This is a genomic window from Mycobacterium sp. 1482292.6, from assembly GCF_001672995.1.
Taxonomy (GTDB): domain Bacteria; phylum Actinomycetota; class Actinomycetes; order Mycobacteriales; family Mycobacteriaceae; genus Mycobacterium; species Mycobacterium europaeum_A.
The window spans coordinates 33,299-56,092 of the sequence record NZ_LZKV01000250.1; the positions used below are offsets into that span (position 1 = coordinate 33,299).

17 protein-coding genes and 1 riboswitch are annotated in these 22,794 nt (G+C 69.5%); of the genes, 3 read left to right on the forward strand and 14 right to left on the reverse strand.

Annotated features, from left to right (window positions below):
- Window positions 1-198: 198 nt before the first annotated feature.
- Both A5624_RS25205 and gcvP read left to right on the forward strand, forming a co-directional pair.
- Window positions 199-828, forward strand: coding sequence for a MerR family transcriptional regulator (locus tag A5624_RS25205; RefSeq protein ID WP_066872738.1), 630 nt, complete (start codon window positions 199-201; stop codon window positions 826-828).
- A 61-nt stretch (window positions 829-889) separates the two neighbouring features.
- A riboswitch (glycine riboswitch) is annotated at window positions 890-987 on the forward strand.
- A 171-nt stretch (window positions 988-1,158) separates the two neighbouring features.
- Window positions 1,159-3,990 (forward strand): aminomethyl-transferring glycine dehydrogenase, encoded by a 2,832-nt coding sequence (gene gcvP, locus A5624_RS25210; protein WP_066872741.1) that lies wholly within the window; start codon window positions 1,159-1,161, stop codon window positions 3,988-3,990.
- Window positions 3,991-4,005: 15 nt separating this feature from the next.
- On the opposite strand, the gene A5624_RS25215 is transcribed toward gcvP, so the two are convergent.
- The 8 genes from A5624_RS25215 to A5624_RS25250 all read right to left on the reverse strand — a co-directional run bounded on the left by A5624_RS25215 (window position 4,006) and on the right by A5624_RS25250 (window position 14,817).
- Window positions 4,006-4,650, reverse strand: a complete 645-nt coding sequence (locus A5624_RS25215) for a TetR/AcrR family transcriptional regulator (protein ID WP_066872744.1) — start codon at window positions 4,648-4,650, stop codon at window positions 4,006-4,008.
- Window positions 4,651-4,718: 68 nt separating this feature from the next.
- A complete protein-coding gene (locus A5624_RS25220; protein WP_066872746.1) occupies window positions 4,719-5,693 on the reverse strand; it encodes an oxygenase MpaB family protein in 975 nt (324 codons plus the stop codon).
- Window positions 5,694-5,717: 24 nt separating this feature from the next.
- Complete coding sequence (locus A5624_RS25225; protein ID WP_066872749.1) at window positions 5,718-6,608, reverse strand: oxygenase MpaB family protein; 891 nt, start codon at window positions 6,606-6,608, stop codon at window positions 5,718-5,720.
- A gap of 28 nt (window positions 6,609-6,636) precedes the next feature.
- On the reverse strand, window positions 6,637-7,500 hold the full coding sequence (locus A5624_RS25230; protein WP_066872752.1) for an oxygenase MpaB family protein: 864 nt from the start codon (window positions 7,498-7,500) through the stop codon (window positions 6,637-6,639).
- A 215-nt stretch (window positions 7,501-7,715) separates the two neighbouring features.
- The gene (locus A5624_RS25235; RefSeq protein WP_066872755.1) at window positions 7,716-9,815 is read right to left on the reverse strand and encodes a substrate-binding domain-containing protein; all 2,100 of its coding nucleotides are present in this window, start codon (window positions 9,813-9,815) and stop codon (window positions 7,716-7,718) included.
- Between the two features lie 101 nt (window positions 9,816-9,916).
- Window positions 9,917-12,118 (reverse strand): malate synthase G, encoded by a 2,202-nt coding sequence (locus tag A5624_RS25240; protein WP_066872759.1) that lies wholly within the window; start codon window positions 12,116-12,118, stop codon window positions 9,917-9,919.
- Between the two features lie 291 nt (window positions 12,119-12,409).
- The gene (locus tag A5624_RS25245; protein WP_066872762.1) at window positions 12,410-13,450 is read right to left on the reverse strand and encodes a hemolysin family protein; all 1,041 of its coding nucleotides are present in this window, start codon (window positions 13,448-13,450) and stop codon (window positions 12,410-12,412) included.
- Window positions 13,447-14,817 carry a hemolysin family protein gene (locus A5624_RS25250; RefSeq protein WP_066872765.1) on the reverse strand — a complete coding sequence of 457 codons (1,371 nt, stop codon included), beginning with the start codon at window positions 14,815-14,817 and terminating at the stop codon, window positions 13,447-13,449. Before A5624_RS25250 ends, A5624_RS25245 begins: the two co-directional genes overlap by 4 nt.
- A gap of 307 nt (window positions 14,818-15,124) precedes the next feature.
- Here A5624_RS25250 and A5624_RS25255 point away from each other — a divergent pair, with 307 nt between their 5' ends.
- A complete protein-coding gene (locus A5624_RS25255) occupies window positions 15,125-15,742 on the forward strand; it encodes a GNAT family N-acetyltransferase (protein ID WP_066872767.1) in 618 nt (205 codons plus the stop codon).
- Here A5624_RS25255 and mbtN read toward each other — a convergent pair.
- From mbtN to A5624_RS25285, 6 genes are all read right to left on the reverse strand, one after another.
- Window positions 15,709-16,878 (reverse strand): mycobactin biosynthesis acyl-ACP dehydrogenase MbtN, encoded by a 1,170-nt coding sequence (gene mbtN, locus A5624_RS25260; protein ID WP_066872770.1) that lies wholly within the window; start codon window positions 16,876-16,878, stop codon window positions 15,709-15,711. The two genes, A5624_RS25255 and mbtN, sit on opposite strands and share 34 nt — an antisense overlap.
- 15 nt (window positions 16,879-16,893) lie before the next feature.
- Window positions 16,894-18,450 (reverse strand): long-chain-fatty acid--ACP ligase MbtM, encoded by a 1,557-nt coding sequence (gene mbtM, locus A5624_RS25265; protein WP_066872773.1) that lies wholly within the window; start codon window positions 18,448-18,450, stop codon window positions 16,894-16,896.
- Window positions 18,443-18,718, reverse strand: a complete 276-nt coding sequence (locus A5624_RS25270; RefSeq protein WP_066872776.1) for an acyl carrier protein — start codon at window positions 18,716-18,718, stop codon at window positions 18,443-18,445. The genes mbtM and A5624_RS25270 overlap by 8 nt, the downstream gene beginning before the upstream one ends.
- Window positions 18,719-18,772: 54 nt before the next feature.
- Window positions 18,773-20,209, reverse strand: coding sequence for a GuaB1 family IMP dehydrogenase-related protein (locus tag A5624_RS25275; protein ID WP_066872779.1), 1,437 nt, complete (start codon window positions 20,207-20,209; stop codon window positions 18,773-18,775).
- A 50-nt stretch (window positions 20,210-20,259) separates the two neighbouring features.
- Window positions 20,260-21,729: an NADP-dependent phosphogluconate dehydrogenase gene (gene gndA / locus A5624_RS25280; RefSeq protein ID WP_066872782.1), complete on the reverse strand. Its 1,470-nt coding sequence runs from the start codon at window positions 21,727-21,729 to the stop codon at window positions 20,260-20,262.
- 100 nt (window positions 21,730-21,829) lie between these two features.
- Entirely contained in the window at window positions 21,830-22,780 is a 951-nt protein-coding gene (locus A5624_RS25285; RefSeq protein WP_066872785.1) for a M56 family metallopeptidase, read from the reverse strand.
- Window positions 22,781-22,794 lie beyond the last annotated feature (14 nt).

A 22,794-nucleotide genomic window follows, 5' to 3' on the forward strand; every position in this document is an offset into this window, starting at 1 on the left:
CAGCACCGTGATCTCGACACGCTGGCGGATAGCTCGCCGACTTGGCCCCGCGGCGGCCATACTTTGATCGCGACTACAGGCGCGGTGGCTATCTACAGAGCGTAAGCTCTACTAGCACTCGGGCTTGAGCAAACGTGGCTGCGATGCAGCCTTCAGACGCAGCCAACGACGAGAGCGCGATCGCGGAGAGGAACCACCGTGAGCGAGCAGCCACGCCAAGAGCAGCTCAACCTAGCGGACAGCGCTAACCCGGCGCCCAGTGACCGCAGTGTCACCGTAGCCAGCGCACCCGTGCAGCCCGGCCTGTTCCCGGACGACTCCGTGCCCGACGAGCTGGTCGGATACCGCGGTCCGAGCGCCTGCCAGATCGCCGGCATCACCTACCGCCAGCTGGACTACTGGGCCCGCACCTCACTGGTGGTCCCGTCGATCCGCAGCGCGGCGGGCTCGGGCAGCCAGCGCCTCTACTCGTTCAAGGACATCCTGGTCCTCAAGATCGTCAAGCGGTTGCTGGACACCGGGATCTCGTTGCACAACATCCGCGTCGCCGTCGATCACCTGCGCCAGCGCGGCGTCCAGGACCTGGCCAACATCACCCTGTTCTCCGACGGCACCACCGTTTACGAGTGCACCTCGGCCGAAGAGGTCGTCGACCTGCTGCAGGGCGGGCAGGGCGTTTTCGGCATCGCCGTGTCCGGCGCCATGCGCGAGCTGACCGGCGTCATCGCGGACTTCCCCGGCGAGCGGGCCGACGGCGGCGAATCGATCGCCGAGCCCGAGGACGAGCTGGCGTCCCGGCGCAAGCACCGCGACCGCAAGATCGGCTGACGGCGCACCGCGCCACGCGCGACGTGGCGCTCCGCGCGGCCGAGTAAGCTGGACAGCGCATCGCTTTCGTGCGGGAGAGTTTCGTGGCTGCCAGTCACGGACGCCGAAGGAGCAACACCTCTCCGTCAACCTCTCAGGCACCCGGACCGCGCGACATCATGATGCCTCTGGAAAGCGGCGTGGACCCGTGGGTCCGCACCCGCCGATGGGGAAAGGCGCTCGGTAGCGGGCGCCGAATCTCTCAGGCGCCCGGCGATGGGTGAAGACAGAGGGAGAGGGCCGTTAGTCCTCTGCCCCGATCCGTCTTCGCCCGCCCACACAGGAGTTCCAGTGTCCGATCAATTCACCTTTGCAGCTCGGCACATCGGCCCGGACAGTCAGGCCGTCGCGGCCATGCTCGCCGTCATCGGTGTCGACTCGCTGGACGACCTGGCCGCCAAGGCGGTGCCGGCCGGCATCCTGGACCGGCGCGGCGACGGCGGCGTCGCACCCGGTCTGGACCAACTGCCGCCGGCGGCCACCGAGACCGAGGCGCTGGCCGAGCTGCGGTCGCTGGCCGAGGCCAACACGGTGGCCGTGTCCATGATCGGGCAGGGCTACTACGACACGCTCACCCCGCCGGTATTGCTGCGCAACATCCTGGAGAACCCGGCCTGGTACACCGCCTACACGCCGTACCAGCCGGAGATCAGCCAGGGCCGGCTCGAGGCGCTGCTGAATTTCCAGACGATGGTCGCCGACCTCACCGGCCTCGAGGTCGCCAACGCCTCGATGCTGGACGAGGGCACCGCGGCGGCGGAGGCCATGACGCTGATGCACCGGGCGGCTCGTGGCAAGGCCAACCGCCTGGTGATGGACGCCGACCTGTTCACCCAGACCGCGGCCATCGTGGCCACCCGGGCCAAGCCGCTGGGCATCGAGATCGTCACCGCCGACCTGCGTGACGGCCTGCCCGACGGGGACTTCTTCGGCGTCATCGCCCAGCTGCCGGGGGCCAGCGGCCGGGTCACCGACTGGTCGGCCCTGGTCGAGCAGGCCCACGAGCGCGGCGCATTGGTCGCCATCGGCGCCGACCTGCTCGCCATGACGCTGGTCACGCCGCCCGGTGAGATCGGCGCCGACGTCGCCTTCGGCAGCACCCAAAGATTCGGCGTGCCAATGGGATTCGGGGGACCACACGCCGGCTACCTGGCGGTGCACGCCAACCACGCGCGTCAGCTGCCGGGCCGGCTGGTCGGGGTGTCGCTGGACGCCGACGGTTCGCCCGCCTACCGGCTGGCGCTGCAGACGCGCGAACAGCACATCCGCCGCGACAAGGCGACCAGCAACATCTGTACCGCGCAGGTGCTGCTGGCGGTGATGGCCGCGATGTACGCCAGCTACCACGGCGCCGAGGGGCTGACGGCGATCGCGCGCCGCGTCCACGGCCACGCCGGGGCTATCGCCGCCGCGCTCGGCGATGCGCTGGTGCACGACAAGTACTTCGACACCGTGCTGGCCAGGGTGCCCGGGCGCGCCGCCGAGGTGATCGCCGCGGCCAAGGCCAAGGGCATCAACCTGTGGCGGGTCGACGACGACCACGTGTCGGTGGCCTGCGACGAGGCCACCACCGGCGAGCACGTCGCCGCCGTGCTCGACGCCTTCGGGGTGCGACCTACCGGGCAGGCGGGTGCCGACGCCGGCATCGTCACCCGCACGTCGGAGTTCCTCACCCACCCCGCCTTCACCCAGTACCGCACCGAGACCGCGATGATGCGCTACCTGCGCGCGCTGGCCGACAAGGATATCGCGTTGGACCGCAGCATGATTCCGCTCGGGTCGTGCACCATGAAGCTGAACGCCGCCGCGGAGATGGAGCCCATCACCTGGCCGGAATTCGCCCGCCAGCATCCCTTCGCGCCGGCGTCCGACACCCCCGGGCTGCGGCGCCTGATCGCCGAGCTGGAGACCTGGCTGGTGCAGATCACCGGCTACGACGCCGTCTCGCTGCAGCCCAACGCCGGGTCGCAGGGCGAGTACGCCGGGCTGCTGGCCATTCACGATTACCACGCCAGCCGCGGGGAACGGCACCGCGACATCTGCCTCATCCCGTCCAGCGCACACGGCACCAACGCGGCCTCGGCGGCCCTGGCCGGGATGCGGGTCGTCGTGGTGGCCTGCCACACCAACGGCGACGTGGATCTCGAGGACCTGCGCGCCAAGGTCGGCGAGCACCGCGACCGGCTGTCCACGTTGATGATCACCTATCCGTCCACGCACGGCGTCTACGAGCACGACATCGCCGAGATCTGCGCCGCGGTGCACGACGCCGGCGGCCAGGTGTACGTCGACGGCGCCAACCTCAACGCGCTGGTCGGGTTGGCCCGGCCGGGCAAGTTCGGCGGCGACGTCAGCCACCTGAACCTGCACAAGACGTTCTGCATCCCGCACGGCGGCGGGGGACCCGGCGTGGGGCCGGTGGCGGTGCGCGCGCACCTGGCGCCGTTCCTGCCCGGGCATCCGTACGCCCCCGAACTACCCCAGGGCCACCCGGTGTCCGCGGCGCCCTACGGGTCGGCCTCGATCCTGCCGATCAGCTGGGCCTACATCAGGATGATGGGCGCCGAGGGGCTGCGCGCGGCCTCGCTGACCGCGATCACGTCGGCCAACTACATCGCCCGGCGACTCGACGAGTACTTCCCGGTGCTCTACACCGGCGAGAACGGCATGGTCGCCCACGAGTGCATCCTGGACCTGCGGGGCATCACCAAGTCCACCGGAGTCACCGTCGACGACGTGGCAAAGCGCTTGGCGGACTACGGGTTTCACGCACCGACCATGAGCTTCCCGGTGGCCGGCACGCTGATGGTGGAGCCCACCGAGAGCGAGAGCCTGACCGAGGTCGACGCGTTCTGTGACGCGATGATCGCCATCCGTGCCGAGATCGACCGGGTGGGCGCGGGGGAGTGGCCTGCTGAAGACAACCCGCTGCGCGGTGCACCCCACACGGCCGAGTGCCTGGTGGTCAGCGACTGGGACCACCCGTACACCCGGGAGCAGGCTGCCTACCCGCTGGGCAAGGAGTTCCGGCCGAAGGTCTGGCCGCCGGTGCGTCGCATCGACGGCGCCTACGGCGACCGCAATCTGGTCTGCTCGTGCCCGCCGGTGGAGGCGTTCGCCTGACGGTCCGGCCGGCCCTCAGCCGGGCGTCGTCGCCGGGGCCGGCACCACCAACGGCACCAGATACCGGCGGGCGAAATCGCGGGCCTGGCTCAGGTTGTAAATCGGGATGGCCGATTGCGGCGTCTTGATCAGCGAAATGATCAGCCGCCCGATCATCTCGCCGACGATCTCGGTGTCGAGATCGGCCGCCAGCTCGCCGCGCTCCTGCCAACGGCGAAGCCACGTGGCGATGTAGCCGCGGGTCATGGCGATCAGGTTCTCATCGGTCAGGTAGGCGGTCAGCTCACCGGCGGCGGGTGATTCGCGGATGCTTCGGGTCAGCAGCTTGGGCGCCGAGGCTTCGTGAACGAAGGCGGCGAAGACTTCGGCGATCCCTTCCTGCGGTGTCGACGCCCGGCCGGCGACCTCGGAGACCAGCGTGCTGAGCCGTAGCGACTCGTCCATGATGGTCAGCCGCACCAGGTTTCGCTTGTGCCGAAACCGGCGGTAGACCGTGGCGACGCCGACACCGGCGGTGTCGGCGATGTCCTGCATGGTGGTGTTGGAGAATCCGCGCTCGGTAAAGCAGGTGCGCGCCGCGGTGACGATGGTGCGGGCGGTCGGATCGAGGGTGGCCAGGCCGTCGGGCACCAAGCCGAGCAGCATCGCGGGGTCTACCATCTGGCCTCCAGCCGATCGGGGTGTCACGACGATTGTGCGCTATCGGGCGCCGCCGGGCGCTTCGCGACCTAGTGTGCCGAATCAGGCCGGTCGGGCGCGGCGAAGGAATCCAGCAGCACCGAGCGATACCGGTCGCGCAGCCGCTCGTACTGGTAGCGGTTGTAGGCCAACGGCTCCAGGGCGAGCCGTCGGGGCAACCATCGCCAGCTCAGCTGCAACGCGGCAACGTAGACGGCGAACTCGAATTGCTCGCGCGCACCCCACCGCACGCCCAGCAGCTCGCGCATGGTCGGATGGGCGACCGCGGCGGAACACACGACCACCGGCCGCGACGCCAGCGTCGTCATCACCGGCCACACCAATCGCAGCAGTGGCCGAACTTGTTTGGCTACCAACAACTTCGGGATGGGCGGCGCGACGAAACTGCGATTGGCGAATTGCAGAAATTCGTTGTCCGCCAGGTCTTTCACGGCGACGGAGTCGTAGTACTCGAGCATGTCGTGCAGGGTCGCCGGCAGCTTCGCCTGCTTACTGGGCAATTCCAGGAACTGCAGTTCGCCCCGCAGCGTCTGGTAGACGACCTCCTTCTCGGCCGCGGTGAGCCGGCGACCGCACACCCGCAGATAGGCCTGATACAACAGGTTCAGGCCGCTCACCGCCACCCAGATCCACACGTCGGGATTCAGTGCGCTGTAACGGGTGTCGCTGAACGAGTCCTTGCCGGCGCCCCGCACGTCTCGATGCAGTCGCTTCAGGTCGGCCCGCGATGTCCGCGCGTCCGAACTGTCGCCGAAGGTCGCCAGGGCGGTGAACGCGAAACTGCGGATGCCACGGTCGGTGAAGTTGTCCGCGAACCGTCCGCTGCGGTCCACCGCCGCCGCGATTTCGCGGTGCGCCACCTGGTCGAGGGCGAGGCGGCCGAACGCCGCCGCCAAGGGTGAGCCCGCGAACCACCGCACGTCGTCCGCCAGTTCCCGGTGCGCCGCGTCCGGTTTCGACGCCGCGCCGGGCACGCTGCCATGAAAACTCGCCGTCGTCGTCATGCCGGTCCTCCTTGAGCTGGTCGGTCACACCACCGTCGCGCCGATCCGGTGACGCAATCGCATGTCCCACACCACCGCGTGTACGCCGAGGCGCACCAGGAACCGCGGTGTGAACAGGTCGAGCAGCCCGAAGATGCGCTGCCAACGGTCGAATCGGCGTTGCTGCGCGTCCGACCAGGCGAACCCGAGCTTGTCGCGCAGCTGCGGGGGCAGGTAGCCCAGGGTCATGAAGAGGTTCCATCCGCCGAACAGCGCCGGGATGGGTGCGGGCAGGAAATCGAGGCGCGCGATGCCGGTCAGATAGCTGCGCATCCGGTCGTCGAAGTCGAGCCGATCGAGTTGGTCCTGCCAATAGCGGGCGGCTGCGTCCAGGTCGGCGGGCCACATGTCCCGCGGCACCTGCAGCGTGGTGGCGAACACCGACGCGGCCCGGTGCACCGCCTCGGGGTCGCGCCGCGAGCGGCCGCCCCGCAGCTTGCGGGTGTCCTCGAAGACCGCGGCCATGCAGGAGGCCACCCAGAGCTGCAGCGCGGGGTCGAAGGCGTTGTAGCGCACCGGGCTTTGCGGCCCGGAGCGCACCTGGACGTGTGCGGCGTTGACCGCGTCCCGATAGATTTTGCGGTCGTTGGCATTTCCGGCGATGGCCACCGCGATGTAGGTGAAGGTGGTGCGGGCCCTTTTGAAGGGATGCTTGTACAGGTTGCCGCTGTCAACCCTGCTCTCCATCACCCCATAGGCCACACCCGGATTCGCCAGTTGCATCACGACGTTCGCCGCACCGTAGGCCGGGGACAGCCAGGGCGACATCTCCTCGGCCAGAAACGCCGTGTCGAGGGAATCGGTGTCCGCCCGCCGGGCGCCCCGATCCGGCGGCACCGCCGCGTCCTCCGGGCCGGTAGGCAGGGGATGGGCCATGCTGTGCCTTCCTGAATTAACTGACAGCTCAGACGGATTCGAACACCGGCTCGCCGCGGTGCGCCGCGGGGTAGCGGACCCTGGCGGGCAGCGCGCGGTCCAATGCCCGCACCGCGACCACCGCGCGCTCAAACCGCTGTTTGCGTTCGGCAGTCCACTCGATGCGCAGCCGTTCCCGGAGGGTCACCGGCAACAGTCCGGCGGTGGTCAGCCTCAGCAGCGCGGCCAGCGGAGCCGCGGCCGAATTCCACACCAGTTGTGGCACACGCACGCCGGGCGGCACGGGCATCGGATAGCGGTCCAGTTCCAGGAGCAGTTCGGTCGCGGCGTTGCGTTCCAGACGGCGTTCGACGGTGTCGTGGTAGTAATCCCAGAACGCCGCCCGCGTCTGCGGGATCACCCGTTCGGGGATGCGCAGGATCCCCGCGACGTCTCGCCACTCGCGAAACAACGCGTCCTCGGTCTCGTCGTCGAGCGTCCCGCCGAACACCCGGCGCACGTCGGCGGCACCCGCATAGGTGGTGCCATGCGCCCACAGGTACGCGTCCGGATTCAGTGCGTGATAGCTGCGCCCGAGCGCGTCCATCCCGGAGATGTTGCGGTGCACGTCGCGAAGCCGCTGACCCTCGGCGACGGCGGCCTGCGGCCCGTGAAATCCGTGATAGCGCCGCACCGCGGCCAGTGTCCGCGAGATGCGCCCCCACCTGTCCCTGAGGAACTCCGAATGATCGATCACCCCGGCGCCGACCACCGGGTGCGCCACTTGCAGCAACAGCGTCGCTCGGCTGGCGAGCGGCATCCGCCAGTCGATGCCGCGCCGCCACGTCGCCGAACCGGGACCGATCGGGTGCAATGCCGGCGTCAGCGCCGGGCCGGCTGGTGCAGCGGACATCTTCGACTACGTCTCCCTCAGCCCACGCCTGATAGAAATCAAGGCGGATTCTATCGTGGAGTCTGGCACAGACCGCCGTCGTTGGACAGGGGCGGCGGCGGATTCATCCGGGATCGGCATCCGAACGCCGCACTGATCGCGCAACGACCGGGATCTTCGCTTTCGCGTCCCGCCGCATCGGCTACGAGCTGGGTGGGCCCGGCCGGTCAGCGCTGTCAGCTCAGAAAGTTGTTGACCGCCGACGCGAGGTCGGGGGCCGCCGACGTCGCGAGGTTCTGGTAGCTGCCGCCACTGAGTTGGGCGACCGCTTCCCAGGTCGCGCGGTCCGGGTCGGCCCCGAAATCGATGACGTTCACCGCGATGGGCTTGGCCGGGTCGGCACTCTTGCGGATGAAGTCCTGTAGCCCCGCCCCGTCCAGCGTCTGATCGGTGTGTGGCCCCGCGGTGATCAACAGGATCGAATTGTTCTGGCCCGCATGATAATTGGCCTGCATGTCCTGGTAGAGCATCCGCAGGGTGGTGAATGACACCGCGCCACCGCCCGACGAGTACTGCTTGTCCAGCGCGGCGGCCAGCGCGGCCGAACGCGGCTGGCCGTTAACGGGGTCGGACAACGGGCCGCTGGCCACCTCCGACCGGCCCTCGTGGCCGTCGAACGTCCACAGGCCCACCACCGCGGACGCGGGCAGCGCCTTGATCCGGTCCTGCAGCGCCCCGATCACGTTGGCCAGCCGGGTTTTTCCACCTTCCTGACCGGGCATCGACTGGTCGAGCATGATGGTCGTGGCCTGCCCGCTCGACGGGCTGGCCATCGCCTCGGCGAGCGTGGCGCGCATCGCGTCGTCGCCCACCGACAGCGCCGCGGGCAGCGACGGGAAATTGGTGACCGGGCTACTCGGCGGTTTCACCCCGTTGACGCGGAAGCCGGCCTTGGCCAGCTTGGCCTGCTGGTCGGACTTGTGCATGAATCGCGAGAACTCGCTGGCCGCCGAGGCCTGTTCGCGGGTGAGCCACGAGCCGCTGAGCAGGACGGTGGGGTAGTCGGCAACCGCCGCGGACCCGGGCGGCAGCCAGAAGGCCAAGGCGCCCTTGGCGTCTGGCAACGATTGCCCGCGCTGGAACAGTTGCTGTTCGGTGGTGACCACCGCGTGCACCGGCGCGGTTGCGGCGTCACCGGGCTTCAGCAGGGTGTTCATCGCCTCGGTCAGCGAGTTGTCGGCCAGCTTGGGTTGCGCGCTCAACAGGCTGCGCACCGCGCCGGTGCCCTGCGTCACCGGCGCTCCGGGCGGCACCGACGCGGCCGCCACCGCCTCGCCGGCCAGAAACGACGCGTCCGCATTGCCGTTCATCGGCAGCGCCAGGCGCAGCGGGCCCCACCCCGGTAAATTCAGCCCCGCCAGTGCATTCGGATTGGTTTGCAGCCCGGGTAGCGCCGCCCAGTTCTGGTTGGCCAGGGCCGGCGCGAGTTGGGGACGGATGGCCAGCACCACCGGCGAGGTGGCCAGCGAATGGCTCTCGGTGACGGTCTTTTGCGCCGTGGCGCCGGCGAGTCGCGCGGCGGAGATCGAACTGCCCGGAATCCACAGCGCCGGCTGGCCGCCCAGTTCCGCGGGCCACTTGCCGATGAAACCGTTCAGCACGGCGTCGGAGTTGGCCGGCTTGACGCTCACCACCATGCAGCGGTCCCCGATCGGCCCGGCGGATTTGTTGTAGCTCTCCGCGAATTGCCCGATGGCATCGGCGATGGACGGATCGGCCACGACGGGCACCGTTTCCTGACCCCCGACGCAGCCGCCGGCCGCCTTGTGTGAACGCTTGGACAACGCGTCACCGAAGAAGCTCCACAGGATGACCGCTCCCACCACGACCACGACCGCGACCAGCGCCACGATCACGCCGATGCTGACGCCGCGACGGCCGGCCTCACTGCGGTGACCGCCCCGCCAATCGCCGAGCCCGCGATGCCCGCCCCGGAAGAGCGACGGCGATGCGGCCGCCGGCTCAGGCTTCGACGGGGCCGCCTGCCGCGACGGGAACTCCGGGTAGTCGTCGGCGGCGCCGGCTGCGAAGGCATCCTCGGCCGGGTAGGCGTCGTCGGGATGGCCACGCTCGGCGGAGTAGTAACCACCCTCGTCGGCATAGTCGCCCTCATCGGCGTAGTCATCGTCGTCCGAGTAGAGGTCGGCTTCCGAATCCGCGCCGGCATCCCGGCGGTGATCTCCTGCCTCGTGCCCTCGAGACGGCTCGTCGACGGCGTCGTCGCGAGATGGCTCGTCGAGGGAGTCGTCAGGGTCGGGCGCACTGTGCCTACCCATAGCAGTGCCCTCGGCCTTTCCGTCGATCCATCGTTAACTCGGCGCCGATCTTAGTCATCGGCGACGCTATGCCACGTTTCGAACCCGAACTGAGCGCGGGCTCAATTCTGCGGGCCGGCTGCCTTGGCTTCCCGCCGACGGCGATGCAGGATCGGCTCGGTGTAGCCGTTGGGCTGCTGCGTTCCGGTCAGGATCAGATCCTGGGCGGCGAGGAAGGCCAGGCTGTCGTCGAAGTTGGGCGCCATCGGCTGGTAGGCCGCGTCCTTGGCGTTCTGCTCGTCGACCAGCGGGGCCATCCGCTCCAGGCTGGCCCGCACGTCCTCCTCGGTGATCACCCCGTGGCGCAGCCAGTTGGCCAGCAGCTGGCTCGAAATCCGCAGCGTGGCACGGTCTTCCATGAGCGCCACGTCGTGGATGTCGGGCACCTTGGAGCAGCCGACGCCCTGGGCCACCCAGCGCACCACGTAGCCCAGGATGGACTGGCAGTTGTTGTCGACCTCTTCGCGGATCTCCTCGGAGGCCCAGGCCAGTTCCTTGGCCAGCGGGATGGTCAGCAACTCCTCGATCTTGGTGCGCTTCTTGCCGGCGAGTTCCTCCTGCACGGCGCCGACGTCGACGTAGTGGTAGTGCATCGCGTGCAGGGTGGCCGCCGTCGGCGAGGGCACCCACGCGGTGGTCGCGCCCGCCTTGGGCTGGCCGATCTTCTGCTCGACCATGTCGGCCATCAGCTCGGTCATCGCCCACATGCCCTTACCGATCTGGGCCTTGCCCTTGAAGCCGGCCGCCAGCCCGATGTCGACGTTGGCGTCCTCGTAGGCCTTGATCCACGCGGTGCCCTTCATCGCGCCCTTGCGGATCATCGGGCCGGCCTCCATCGAGGTGTGGATCTCGTCGCCGGTGCGGTCCAGGAAGCCGGTGTTGATGAACACGACCCGGTCGGCCGCGGCCTTGATGCAGGCCTTGAGGTTGACGGTGGTGCGCCGTTCCTCGTCCATGATGCCGACCTTCAGGGTGCCCTGGGGCAGGCCGAGAACGTCTTCGACGCGGCTGAACAGCTCGCAGGTGTAGGCGACCTCGTCGGGTCCGTGCATCTTGGGCTTGACGATGTAGATGGACCCGGTGCGGCTGTTGGCCAGCGGGCCGTTCGCGTCACCGGTCTTGAGCCCGTGGATCGCGGTCAGCCCGGTGAACAGCGCATCCATGATGCCCTCGAACACCTCTTTTTCGTCGTCACCCTCGCTCCAGACGATCGCGTCGTTGGTCATCAGGTGACCGACGTTGCGCACGAACAGCAGGCTGCGGCCGGGCAGGGTCAGCTCGCCCTCGCCGTCGGGTGTCTTGTAGGTGCGGTCCTCGTTGAGCACCCGGGTGAAGGTCTTGCCGTCCTTGCTGACCTCTTCGGACAGGTCACCCTTGTTCAGCCCGAGCCAGTTGCGGTAGCCGAGCACCTTGTCGTCGGCGTCGACGGCGGCCACCGAGTCCTCGAAGTCCATGATCGTGGTGATGGCCGATTCCAGGACCACGTCCTTGATGCCGGCCGAGTCGGTCTTGCCGATCGGCGATTCCGGATCGATCAGGATCTCGATGTGCAGGCCGTGGTTCACCAGCAGAACCGACCAGCTGGGGGAGCCGAGCTCGCCGGTGTAGCCGGCGAACTTCTCCGGGCTGGCCAGGCCGACGGCGCCGTCGGCGGCCGCGATCTTGAGCTGGCCGTCCTCGACGGACAGGCCCGTCGCGTCGGCCCACGACCCGGATTCCAGCGGCACCGCTTCGTCGAGGAACTTACGCGCGTAGGCGATCACCTTGTCGCCGCGGACCTTGTTGTAGCTCGACCCCTTCTCGGCGCCGTCGTCTTCCGGGATGACGTCGGTGCCGTACAGCGCGTCGTACAGCGAGCCCCACCGGGCGTTGGCGGCGTTGAGCGCGAACCGCGCGTTGAGCACCGGGACCACCAGCTGCGGGCCGGCCGTGGTGGTGATCTCGTCGTCGACGCCGGACGTCGTGATGGTGAAGTCCTCGGGCTCGGGCAGCAGATAACCGATCTCGATGAGGAACTTGCGGTACGCCTCGATGTCGAGCGGCTCGATGACGCGCTGCCGGTGCCACTTGTCGATCTGGGCCTGCAGCTCGTCCCGCCGGCGCAGCAGATCCTGGTTCTTGGGGGTCAGGTCGGTGACGACCTTGTCGACGCCCGCCCAGAAACTGTCCGGGTCGATGTCGGTGCCGGGCAACGCCTCGTTGTTCACGAAGTCGTAGAGCACTCGGGCGACGCGCAGGTTCCCCGCCGACACGCGATCAGTCATGATTCTCCTCCATCACGGGCCGCACTGGACCGTCCATGGGCCGCACAGGCCCAGATTGGCAATGTCATAAGCCTACCGAGCGCAGCGTGGCGGGCGTTATTCGCCCGACCCGGCAGGCGCAGGTCAGACCGCGCTGAGCGCCCCAAGAACGACGCTGCGGCGGGCGCCGGGATCCGTGTCCAGCAACGCATGTTCCGCGCGCCCGCGGTCGCCCGCCCTCCAGCACTTTCTTAACTGGTAGCCGTGAAGATCATACGGGCTGCGCGCGGTCGTTCCGGCCGGCCAGTGCCGCTACGCCTCGCGCATGGTCCCGACGAGGTCTTCAACCAGGTCTTCCATCGCCACCATGGCGACCACGGCGCCGGTCTCGCCGGTCACCAACGCCAGATGGCTGTTGCTGCGGCGCATCCGGGACAGCGCGTCTGCCAGCGGCAGTGACCGGGACAGCCGCGGCAGCGGCCGCACCATCGCCAGATCGATCACCGTCCGCGGATCGTCGTCGAGCGTCAGCACATCCTTGATGTGCAGATATCCGACGAACACGCCGCTGACGCTGGCCACCGGAAACCGGGAGTAGCCGGTCTGGGCCAGGGCCTGCTCGACCGCCCCGACCGTCGGCCCCGAGCCCGCCGCGGCCACCGGAACCGCGTGCACCGCGGCGAGGGGGACGGCCACGTCACCGACCACGCGGTGGCGAATTTGCAGCGCCCGGGTCAGCCGGGTGCGTTCCTCGCGGTCCAGCAAGCCCTCGGACTCGGACTCCGCGATCATCTCGCTGAGCTCGACGGGTGAGACTGTGATCTCCAGCTCGTCCTTGGGTTCGACGCCGAACGCGCGCACCACCACGTTGGCGCATTTGTTGTAGAACACGATGAAGGGCCGGGCGGCCCGCACGTAGGCGAGGTACGGCGGCACGAGCAGCATCGCGGTGCGCTCCGGGCCGGCCAGTGCGATGTTCTTCGGCACCATTTCGCCCAGCAACACGTGCAGGGTCACCACGATCGCCAGCGCGATCGCGAACGACAGCGTGTGCAGCAGCGCCGGGTGAATTCCGGTCAGCCCCAGCGTCGTTCGCAGCAGATTGGACACCGCCGACTCCCCGATCCGCCCGAGCAGCAGCGACGCGGCCGTGACGCCCAACTGGGCACCGGCCAGCATCGACGGCAGTTGCTCCCCGGCGCGGATCACCGTGACCGCGGCCGCTTTGCCCTGCTCGGCCAGCGCCTCGAGGCGGTCGCGGCGCGCGGAGATCAGCGAGAACTCCGCGCCGACGAAGAACGCGTTCACCCCGATCAGCAGGCAGGCCAGCAGCAGGCCCATGGTGTCGCTCATCGGCGCCCCCCGGTGGCGGGGACCTCGCCGTGATTGCTCAGTTCGATCAGCTCCAGCAGGTCGATCCGGCGGCCGTCCATCCGGATGACCGTCGCCTGCCAGCGGGTCACCGCGTCCAGCAGGCCGTCGGCGTCCAGCGCGGGCAGCTTGACCGTGTCACCGGCCACCGGGATGTGACCGATCTCGCGCAGCACCAAGCCGCCGATGGTCTCGTAGGGGCCCTCCGGCGCGCGGAAACCGATGGCGGTGGCCACCTCGTCGATGCGCAGCAGGCCCGAGACCCGCCAGCCACTGCCGGCGGGCACCACGTCCGGGGTGGCGTCGTCGTGCTCGTCGCGGACGTCGCCGACGATCTCTTCGATCAGGTCCTCGACGGTCACCATGCCGGCGGTGCCGCCGTACTCGTCGACGACCAGCGCGGTCTGCAGGCTGTTGGCCCGGATCTCGGCCATCACCGCGTCGCCGTCCAGGGTGGACGGCACCTTCGGAACGGGTTGGGCCACCGTGACCAGCCGGGTGCGGGCCCGTTCGGTGCGCGGGATGGCGAACACCTGCTTCACGTGCACGATGCCGACCGTCTCGTCGAGGTCACCGTCGACGATGGGGAAGCGGGAGAAGCCGGACTCGGCGGCCGCGGTCACCAGGTCGGCGACCGTGTCGTCGGTCTGCAGCGCCACGATCTTGGAGCGGGGCGTCATCAGTTCCTCGGCGCTGAGCGTGCCGAATTGCAGCGAGCGGCGCACCAAGGCGGCCGTGGCGGCGTCCAGCGCGCCGCTGCGCGCCGACGAACGCACCAGCGACAGCAGCTCCTGCGGGGAGCGAGCCGACCGCAACTCCTCGGCGGGTTCGACGCCCAGCCGGCGCACGATCCAGTTGGCGGCGCCGTTGGTCAGGCGGATCGCCGGGGTCAGCAGCAGCGAGAACACCAACTGGGCGCTGACGACCGCGCGGGCCGTGGACAGCGGCCGGGCCACCGCGAGGTACTTGGGGACGAGCTCGCCGAACACCATCGACACCGAGGTCACGATCACCAGCACCACAAAGGCCATGAGCGCGTCGCCGACCTGGTCGGGTATGCCGATGGCATCCAGCCACGGGTGCGGCAGGTCGTCCACCATCGGATCGGTGAGGTAACCGGCCGCCAGGGTGGTGACCGAGATGCCCAACTGGGCGCCGGACAGTTGGAACGACAGCCGGTGGTGGGCGCGGCGGATCCAGCGGTCCCGCCGACCACCGCCGCGGGCGTTGGCCTCCACCGCGCTGCGGTCGAGGGTGGTCAGCGAGAACTCCGCGGCGACGAAGACGGCGTTGCCGAAAATGAGCACCGCGATCGCCACAACGCTGATCACGGTGACGGTGACGTTCATGACCTACGCCGCCCCGGCGGGAGAACGCCGATCAGGAGAAAAGGCGGCGGGGGAGGCTCCGCATCGCGCGGTTCGTCGGACGGCCCGTGCGCCCGCAAGCCGATGGCCTGCACGGGTGCCTGCGGCACGTCGATCCTTTCGCTGCCAGATGGCGGGGCGGTCGCGGTTGCTTCCGTCTTTGCTGTCTTATGCTAGCCCGGCCCGCCGCCGCACGGCGCCGCCCGGCGCGGGGCATGCCGACCGCCTCGGCTCATCGGCCCGGCCCAACTATGGTATGGCTAACCTTACCCGGTAGGCTCTGCGCACTATGCCCGACGCTCAGACGCCGTCCATTCACGTCCTGCCGCGCGAACGCTTCGACATCCCCGACGAGGTGGCTCGCATCCCCCGCCCACCGGTTCCCACGCTGGATCCACCCTTCGCCATGCGCGTGGCGCAGCTCGAGGACGTGGACATGGTGACCGAGTGGATGAATCGCCCGCATCTGGCGCAGGCCTGGGAATACGACTGGCCGGCGCCCCGGTGGCGCCAGCACCTGAGCGCCCAGCTGGACGGGACATATTCCCTGCCATTGCTCGGCAGCATCCGGGGCAGGGATTGCGCCTACCTCGAACTGTATTGGGGCGCAAAGGATCTGATCTCCCGTCACTACGACGCCGAGCCGTACGACCTGGGGCTGCACGCCGCGATCGCGGACCTGAAACTGGTGAACCGCGGCCTGGGCCCGATGCTGTTGCCCCGGATCGTGGCGAGCGTCTTCGCGCTCGAGCCCCGCTGCCGGCGGGTCATGTTCGACCCCGATCACCGCAACACCACCGCGCGCCGGCTGTGCGAGTACGCGGGATGCAAGTTCCTCGGCGAGCACGACACGACCAACCGGCGCATGGCGCTCTACGCGCTGGAAGCCCCGATCACCGACTCGTAGCCGCGGTAATCGGGCGCCATCGCGGCGGCCACCAACTCCCACAGCACCTCGTCGGTGCCGCCACCGACCCGGGCCAGCTTCATGTCGCGCCACCACGCCCCCAGCGGCGTCTCGTCGACGAGATACCCCGAGCCGCCGAAGATGTGCATGCACTCCGACATCACTTCCTCACCGAGGCGGGCCGCGGTCACCTTGACGCCCGCGGCGGCACGCAGCTCCAAACGGCCCTGCGCCGCGATGCCGTTCAGTCCGTGTCGCAGCAGATCGACGCGCGCCTGCAGATCCGCCATCCGCAGCCGCAACGCCTGATGCTCGAACAGCGTGTGGCCGAACTGGCGCCGAGTCATCATGCGGGCCAAGGTGATTCCGATCGCCCGTTGACACGATGCGGCGATCTGCCCGGCGATCGACATTCGTTCGTGCGCCAGCCCCCAGCTGATGGCGGCCAGCCCGGTGCCGGCCCGCGCGACCAGGGCATCGGCGGGCACCCAGGTGTCGATGTGCACGGCGGCGGTGTCCAGCGGCCCGGCGCCGAGCTTGTTGTAGGGCCGCTGCACGCTGACCTGCGCGGTGGGCACCGCGATCAGCGCGACGTTGCCGTGTTTGCTGGCCGAGTCGTGGTCGACGCTGCGGGCCACCACCATGATGTGGTCGGCGATGGGGGACAGCGACACGAACTTCTTGATGCCGCGAACGTCGAAACCGCCGTCCCGAGAGGATATTTCGGTGCGAACGATCTGCAGGTCCGACCCGCCCGACTCCTCGGAGGCCCCGATGCACAGCACGGCCTGGCCGCGGATCGCCCGCTCGCAGGTCTCCTTGAGGTAGTCCGACTTGCCGAATCGGCGCAGCACACAGATGGCCGAGTCGTGCAGGCTGACGCCGACCCCGATGCCGGCCGACGACAGCCCGCCCAGCGCCAGCGCCAGTTCCACCAACCGGGCCACGTCGGGCAGCGGTCCGGTGCCCCACTTGTGGCTGAACACGCCGCAGGCGCCCAGGTGCTCGATCAGCTCACGCGGAAAGCGTTGCTGTGCTTCGGCTTCGGCTGTCCAGGCCAGCACCCGGTCGTCGAACGCGCCGGCGAGCAGGCGCCGGTAGTCGTCGATGGTGGTGGCGGATGCCTCGGTCGGCATGGATGTTGTCGTCACTTAGTCCACCGCCTCTAGAGCGCGCCGGGCTTCCAGCCGGCGCAGTTTGCCCGACGACGTGCGGGGCAGCGACCCCGGTGCCATGAAGATCACGTCGGAGGGAACGACGCCGCACCTGGATGCGACGCGCTGAATGATTTCGGCGCGGGCACCCGCCTGATCCGCCCCGCGGAATTCGGCCGCGACGATCAGGCCCGGGCGCGCGGACCGTTCACCGGTGCCCAACGCCACCACGGCGCCCTCGCGGACCCCGCGGACGCCGGCGGCGACCGTCTCGATCTCGGTCGGGAAGATGTTGCGACCCGCGAGGGTGATGAGCTCCTTGGCCCGGCCGCACACCACCAGCCCGGCTTCGTCGAAGAAGCCGAGATCCCCGGTGGGAAGCCAGTTTTCGCGGTCCAGCGGCGGGTGGTCGCGGTACCCGTCCATCAGCGAGGCGCCCCGGATCTCGATCTCACCGATGTCGCCGTCGGCGTCGTCGTGCGGCGCGATGCGGATCTCGGTACCCGGAATCGGCTGGCCCAACACCGCGTGGCGACGCGTACCGGTCTCGCCGGCGACGCTGGCGACGCGCAGCCCGGTGCCCGGCGCCGGTACGGTGACGGCGCAGGTCGATTCGGCCAGCCCGTAGGACGGGGTCGCGGCGCCGGCGTCGAATCCGAACGGGGCCATCGCGTCGGCGAACCGTTGGAATCCCTCGCAGTCGACCGGTTCGCCACCGTTGATGGCCACCCGCACCGCGCCCAGGTCGACGTCGGACACCCGGCGGGCATACCTGCCCAGCAGGTTGTAGGCGAAGTTGGGCGCGGCGGTGATCGTCGTCCGGCTCTCCGAGAGCCAACTCAGCCAGCGAAACGGCGAGGCGGTGAAAGCCGCCGTCGGCGCCAGCCATAGCGACATCCCGCCCAGCACCGAGGCGAGCAGGAAGGACAGGCCCATGTCGTGATACAGCGGAAGCCACGAGCAGCCGACGTCGGCCGGCGTCACGCAGAGGCGCTGATTGAGGCCGCGCAGGTTGGCCAGCACCGCGCCCGCCGACAGCATGGCCGTCTTGGGCGAGCCGGTGGAACCCGCCGTGCCCTGCAAGATTGCCGGATTCCCGTCGGCGCCAACCGCGGCGCATGAGCGACCCGTATCTGCCGCTGCGGCAAGGCTTTCGATGACGATGTCGCCGGGCGGATCCAGCGCCTGCAAGCCGTCCAGCTGCGAGCCGTGGCTCAAGACGGTGCGCACGCCGATGCCGCTGAACCGGGCCAGCGTCGAGGCCGCCCATTGCCGGCCTTCGGCGCCGCGCACCGGACCGGGCAGGATCGACACGGCGGCGCCCGCGAGCCAGGCGCCCTGGATGGCGGCGACGAATTCGAGGGTCGGCTCGCCGACCAGCCCCACCGCGGCCGGGCGCCCCCGATCGAGCAGCCATGCGGCGATGCTCTCGGCCAGCCCGTGCACTTCCGGCCAGGGATGGTGGCCCCACGTCGACGTCTCGCGGTCGAAGACAACCAGTTCGCTGGTGCCCGTGCGCATCGCGTCCGTCAGCGCCGCGGCCAGTTCACTCATCGCGGGGTTTGGCGGCGATCGCGGCCTGCAGGTCCGCGACCGTGTCGCAGCTCAGCAGTTCCTCTTCAGACAGCGAGACGCCCAGCCGCTCCTCGATCGCCACCATGCCCACGGCGAAGGCCACCGAATCCAGTCCGACGTCGTCGACCAGCCGGGCGTCGGGCGTCACGCGGGCCGCGTCGACGTTGAGCTCGTCGCGCAGGATGCTGAGCAGCTCCGGGCTGACGTGGGCGGGGGAGGCCGAGGAGGCGGGGGAAGAGGAGGTCATGGCGCAGTAGATTAGCAGCCATAGTTAGGCAAGGCTAGCCTTACTATCGCCGTGTCACCATCCCTGCGGCAGCGGATGCCCCTCGGCGAAGCCCGCGGTCGACTGCACCCCGATCACCACCCGTTCGTACAGCTGCGCCAAGTTCGCGGCGCCGACATAGGTGCAGGTGCTGCGCACGCCGGAGGTGATGTGATCGAGCAGGTCCTCGACCCCGCCGCGGGCCGGATCCAGCCCCATCCGGGACGTCGAAATCCCCTCCTCGAACAGCGCCTTGCGGGCCCGGTCGAACGCCGTGTCCGCCCCGCTGCGCGCAACCACCGCACGCTTGGAGGCCATGCCGTAGCTCTCCTTATACGGCTGGTCGTCGCGATCGCGCATCAGGTCGCCGGGCGACTCGTAGGTGCCGGCGAACCACGACCCGATCATCACGTTGGAGGCTCCGGCGGCCAGCGCCAGCGCCACGTCCCGCGGATGCCGGACGCCGCCGTCGGCCCACACGTGCCCACCCAGTTCCCGTGCCGCCGACGCGCATTCGACAACAGCGGAGAACTGGGGGCGGCCGACACCGGTCATCATCCGGGTGGTGCACATCGCCCCCGGCCCGACGCCGACCTTGACGATGGTCGCCCCGGCGTCCAGCAGGTCACGGGTGCCGTCGGCCGAGACGACGTTGCCGGCCACCAGCGGCACCCCCAGCTGCAGCGCCGCGACCGTCCGGATCGCCTCGATGGTCTTGACCTGGTGCCCGTGCGCCGTGTCGATCACCAGCACGTCGATCCCGGCCTCGACCAGCGATCGCGCCTTGGCTCCGACGTCGCCGTTGATGCCGACGGCCGCGCCCACCCGCAGCCGCCCGCGCGCGTCGACCGCCGGGGTGTACAGCCCCGCGCGGATGGCGCCGGTGCGGGTCAGCACGCCGGCCAGCGTGCCGTCGGCGTTCGTCACCACCGCGACACCGAGGGGTGACTGCTCGAGCAGGTCGAAGACCTTGCGCGGCTCGGTCCCCACCGGGGCGCTGACGAAATCGGTCAAGGCGACGTCGCGCACCCGGGTGAAGCGGTCCACGCCCAGGCACGATGACTCGCTGACCAGGCCTAGTGGACGGCCCTCGAAGGTCACCACCGCGACCCCGTGCGCGCGCTTGTGGATCAGCGCCGTGGCGTCGGACACCGAATCGTCGGGCCCGAGCACTACCGGGGTGTCGAGCACCAGGTCGCGGCTCTTGACGAACTCCACCGTCTGCTGCACCGCGGTGATGGGGAGGTCCTGCGGCAAGATGACGAGGCCCCCGCGGCGCGCCACCGTCTCGGCCATCCGCCGCCCCGCCACCGCGGTCATGTTGGCGACGACGACGGGGATCGTGGTGCCCGAACCGTCCTCGGTGGACAGGTCGACGTCGAAGCGGGACGCGACCTCCGAACGGTTCGGCATCACGAACACGTCGTTGTAGGTCAGGTCGTATGCGGGTCGGTGCCCGTCGAGAAACCTCATCGCAGTCGCCCCACCAAACTCACGCCCCCTTCACGCCAGTGCTGTCCCCGCTACGCGGGCACTTCGGTGCGATCCCCGCTCCACAGCGTGTGGAAACGCTTGGCCGGGTCGTCGTCGACGCGGCCGTAGGTGTGCGCGCCGAAGAAGTCGCGCAGGCCCTGGGTGAGTGCGGCCGGCAGCCGCTCGGTGCGCAGCGCGTCGTAGTAGGACAACGCCGACGAGAACCCGGGGATCGGGATGCCGAGTTCGGTGGCCTTCACCACGACGCGGCGCCAGCTGTCGATCGATTCCTCGATGGCGCTGCGGAAGTACGGCGCGACGATGAGCGTCGGCAGGTCGGGGTTCTCGTCGAACGCCTCTTTGATCCGGTTGAGGAACTTCGCCCGGATGATGCAGCCGCCGCGCCAGATGGTCGCCATGTCGCCGGGGGTGATGTCCCAGTCGTACTCGGCGCTGCCGGCCTGGATCTGGTTGAAGCCCTGGGCGTAGGCGATGATCTTCGACGCGTACAGCGCCTTGCTCACGTCGTCGATGAATTGCGCTGCGTCGCTTGGCTTCTCGCCCAGCTGGCCGGACGCCAGCCCGGTAGTCGCCTTGCGCTGCGCCACCGAGCCCGACAGCGCGCGGGCGAACACCGCCTCGGCGATGCCGGTCACCGGTACGCCGAGATCCAGGGCGGACTTCACGGTCCAGCGCCCGGTGCCCTTCTGTTCGGCCTCGTCGAGGATGAGGTCGACCAGCGGCTTGCCGGTCTTGGCGTCGGTCTGGCGCAGCACCTCGGCGGTGATCTCGATGAGAAAACTGTCCAGGTCGCCCTTGTTCCACTCGGCGAACACGTCGGCGATCTCGGGGGCGGTCTTGCCGAGCCCGTCGCGCAACAGCTGGTAGGCCTCGCCGATCAGCTGCATGTCGGAGTACTCGATGCCGTTGTGCACCATCTTGACGAAGTGCCCGGCGCCGTCGGGGCCGATGTGGGTGCAGCACGGCACGCCGTCGACGTGTGCGGAGATCTCCTCGAGCAGCGGGCCCAGCGACTCGTACGACTCGGCCGGGCCGCCGGGCATGATCGACGGGCCGTTGAGCGCGCCCTCTTCGCCGCCGGAGATGCCGGCGCCGACGAAGTGCAGCCCGCGCTCCCGGATGGCCTTCTCCCGGCGGATGGTGTCGGTGTAGAGGGCGTTGCCGCCGTCGATGATGATGTCGCCTTCTTCCATGGCGTCCGCGAGCTCGTTGATGACGGCGTCGGTGGGCTCACCGGCCTTGACCATGATCAGCACCCGGCGCGGCTTTTCCAGCGCGTCCAGGAATTCGGCGATGGTCTCCGATCGCACGAACGTGCCCTCGTCGCCGTGCTCTTTGAGCAGCGCGTCCGTCTTGGCGATCGACCGGTTGTGCAGGGCCACCGTGTAGCCGTGCCGGGCGAAGTTGCGGGCGATGTTCGAACCCATCACGGCCAGGCCCGTGACGCCGATCTGCGCGGTGCCGGTCTTGGATCCGGAGTGGGCATCCGACGAACTCATGTTGTCGCCTCTCAAGTTGGAGAACTTTCACCAAAAGCTTTCGGTGACACTGTGGCACAGCGAACAGTCAGGCGCCCGGGGTGATCGGTTCTCGGCGGTGTCAGAGGTTGAACAGGCGTTGCAGCTCGGTGAGCCACGGGACGGCCAGCGCGACCGTGGGCACGACGAATACCGCGGCCGCGGCCAGGTATGCGGCCGCCGACAGCAGCGGACTGTTGCCGCGTCCGCCCAGGCGGCGCACTCGCAGCACCGTGCTGGGACCGCTGGCCGCCAACGCACCCGACGGGGCCCGGCCGGACGCGCAGGCGACCAGCGCCCGGGCCAGGGGAGCGCGACCCGCGGCGCGCACCGCCGCGTCGTCGGCGAGCAGCTCGACCAGCAGCTGGACGGCGCCGAGCGCGTTGGCGCTGCGGACCAGCCGCGGGAAGGCCGCGTGCACGGCGGTGAAGGCCTCCAGCACCAGGTCGTGCCGCGCCCGAAGGTGGGCGCGCTCGTGGGTGAGGATCGCCTCCACTTCGGCGTCGGCGAGGGTGCTCAGCGTCCCCTCGCTGACCACCACGCGGCTGCGCACGCCGGGCAGGCAGTAGGCCAGCGGTTGTGGGACGTCCAACACACGAAGATCGCGGGTGCGGGCGCAGGGCTGCGACAGCGCGGCACCGTGGCCGACCCCGACCAGGTCGACCACCATGCGGTGGTGGGCCCGTCGCTTCCGGTTGGCGATGGCCACCCGGACCACAGCGACCATCAGCCGGGCGCCGACCAGCACGGTCAGGGCGAACACGCTGACGTACGCGATCCACAGCGGCCAGCCGAGGCGCTCGGCGGCGCCGACGATGCTGGTCGTGGGTCGCCCGTCGCGGCCGGGCATCAACAGCCGGGTGGCGATCGCGATGCCGGCGCTGAACGCCGACAGCACCGCGGCCAGTGCGACCGCCTGCCAGAGCACCATGGCGGCGCGGGGAGCGCGCAGCGGCCAGCGCGCGCGTGCCAACATCGCCGGCACCGGACCGGTCAGTAGCACCGCGAGAATGGTGAAAGCCAGCGCGGACACACTGTCAGTGTCCC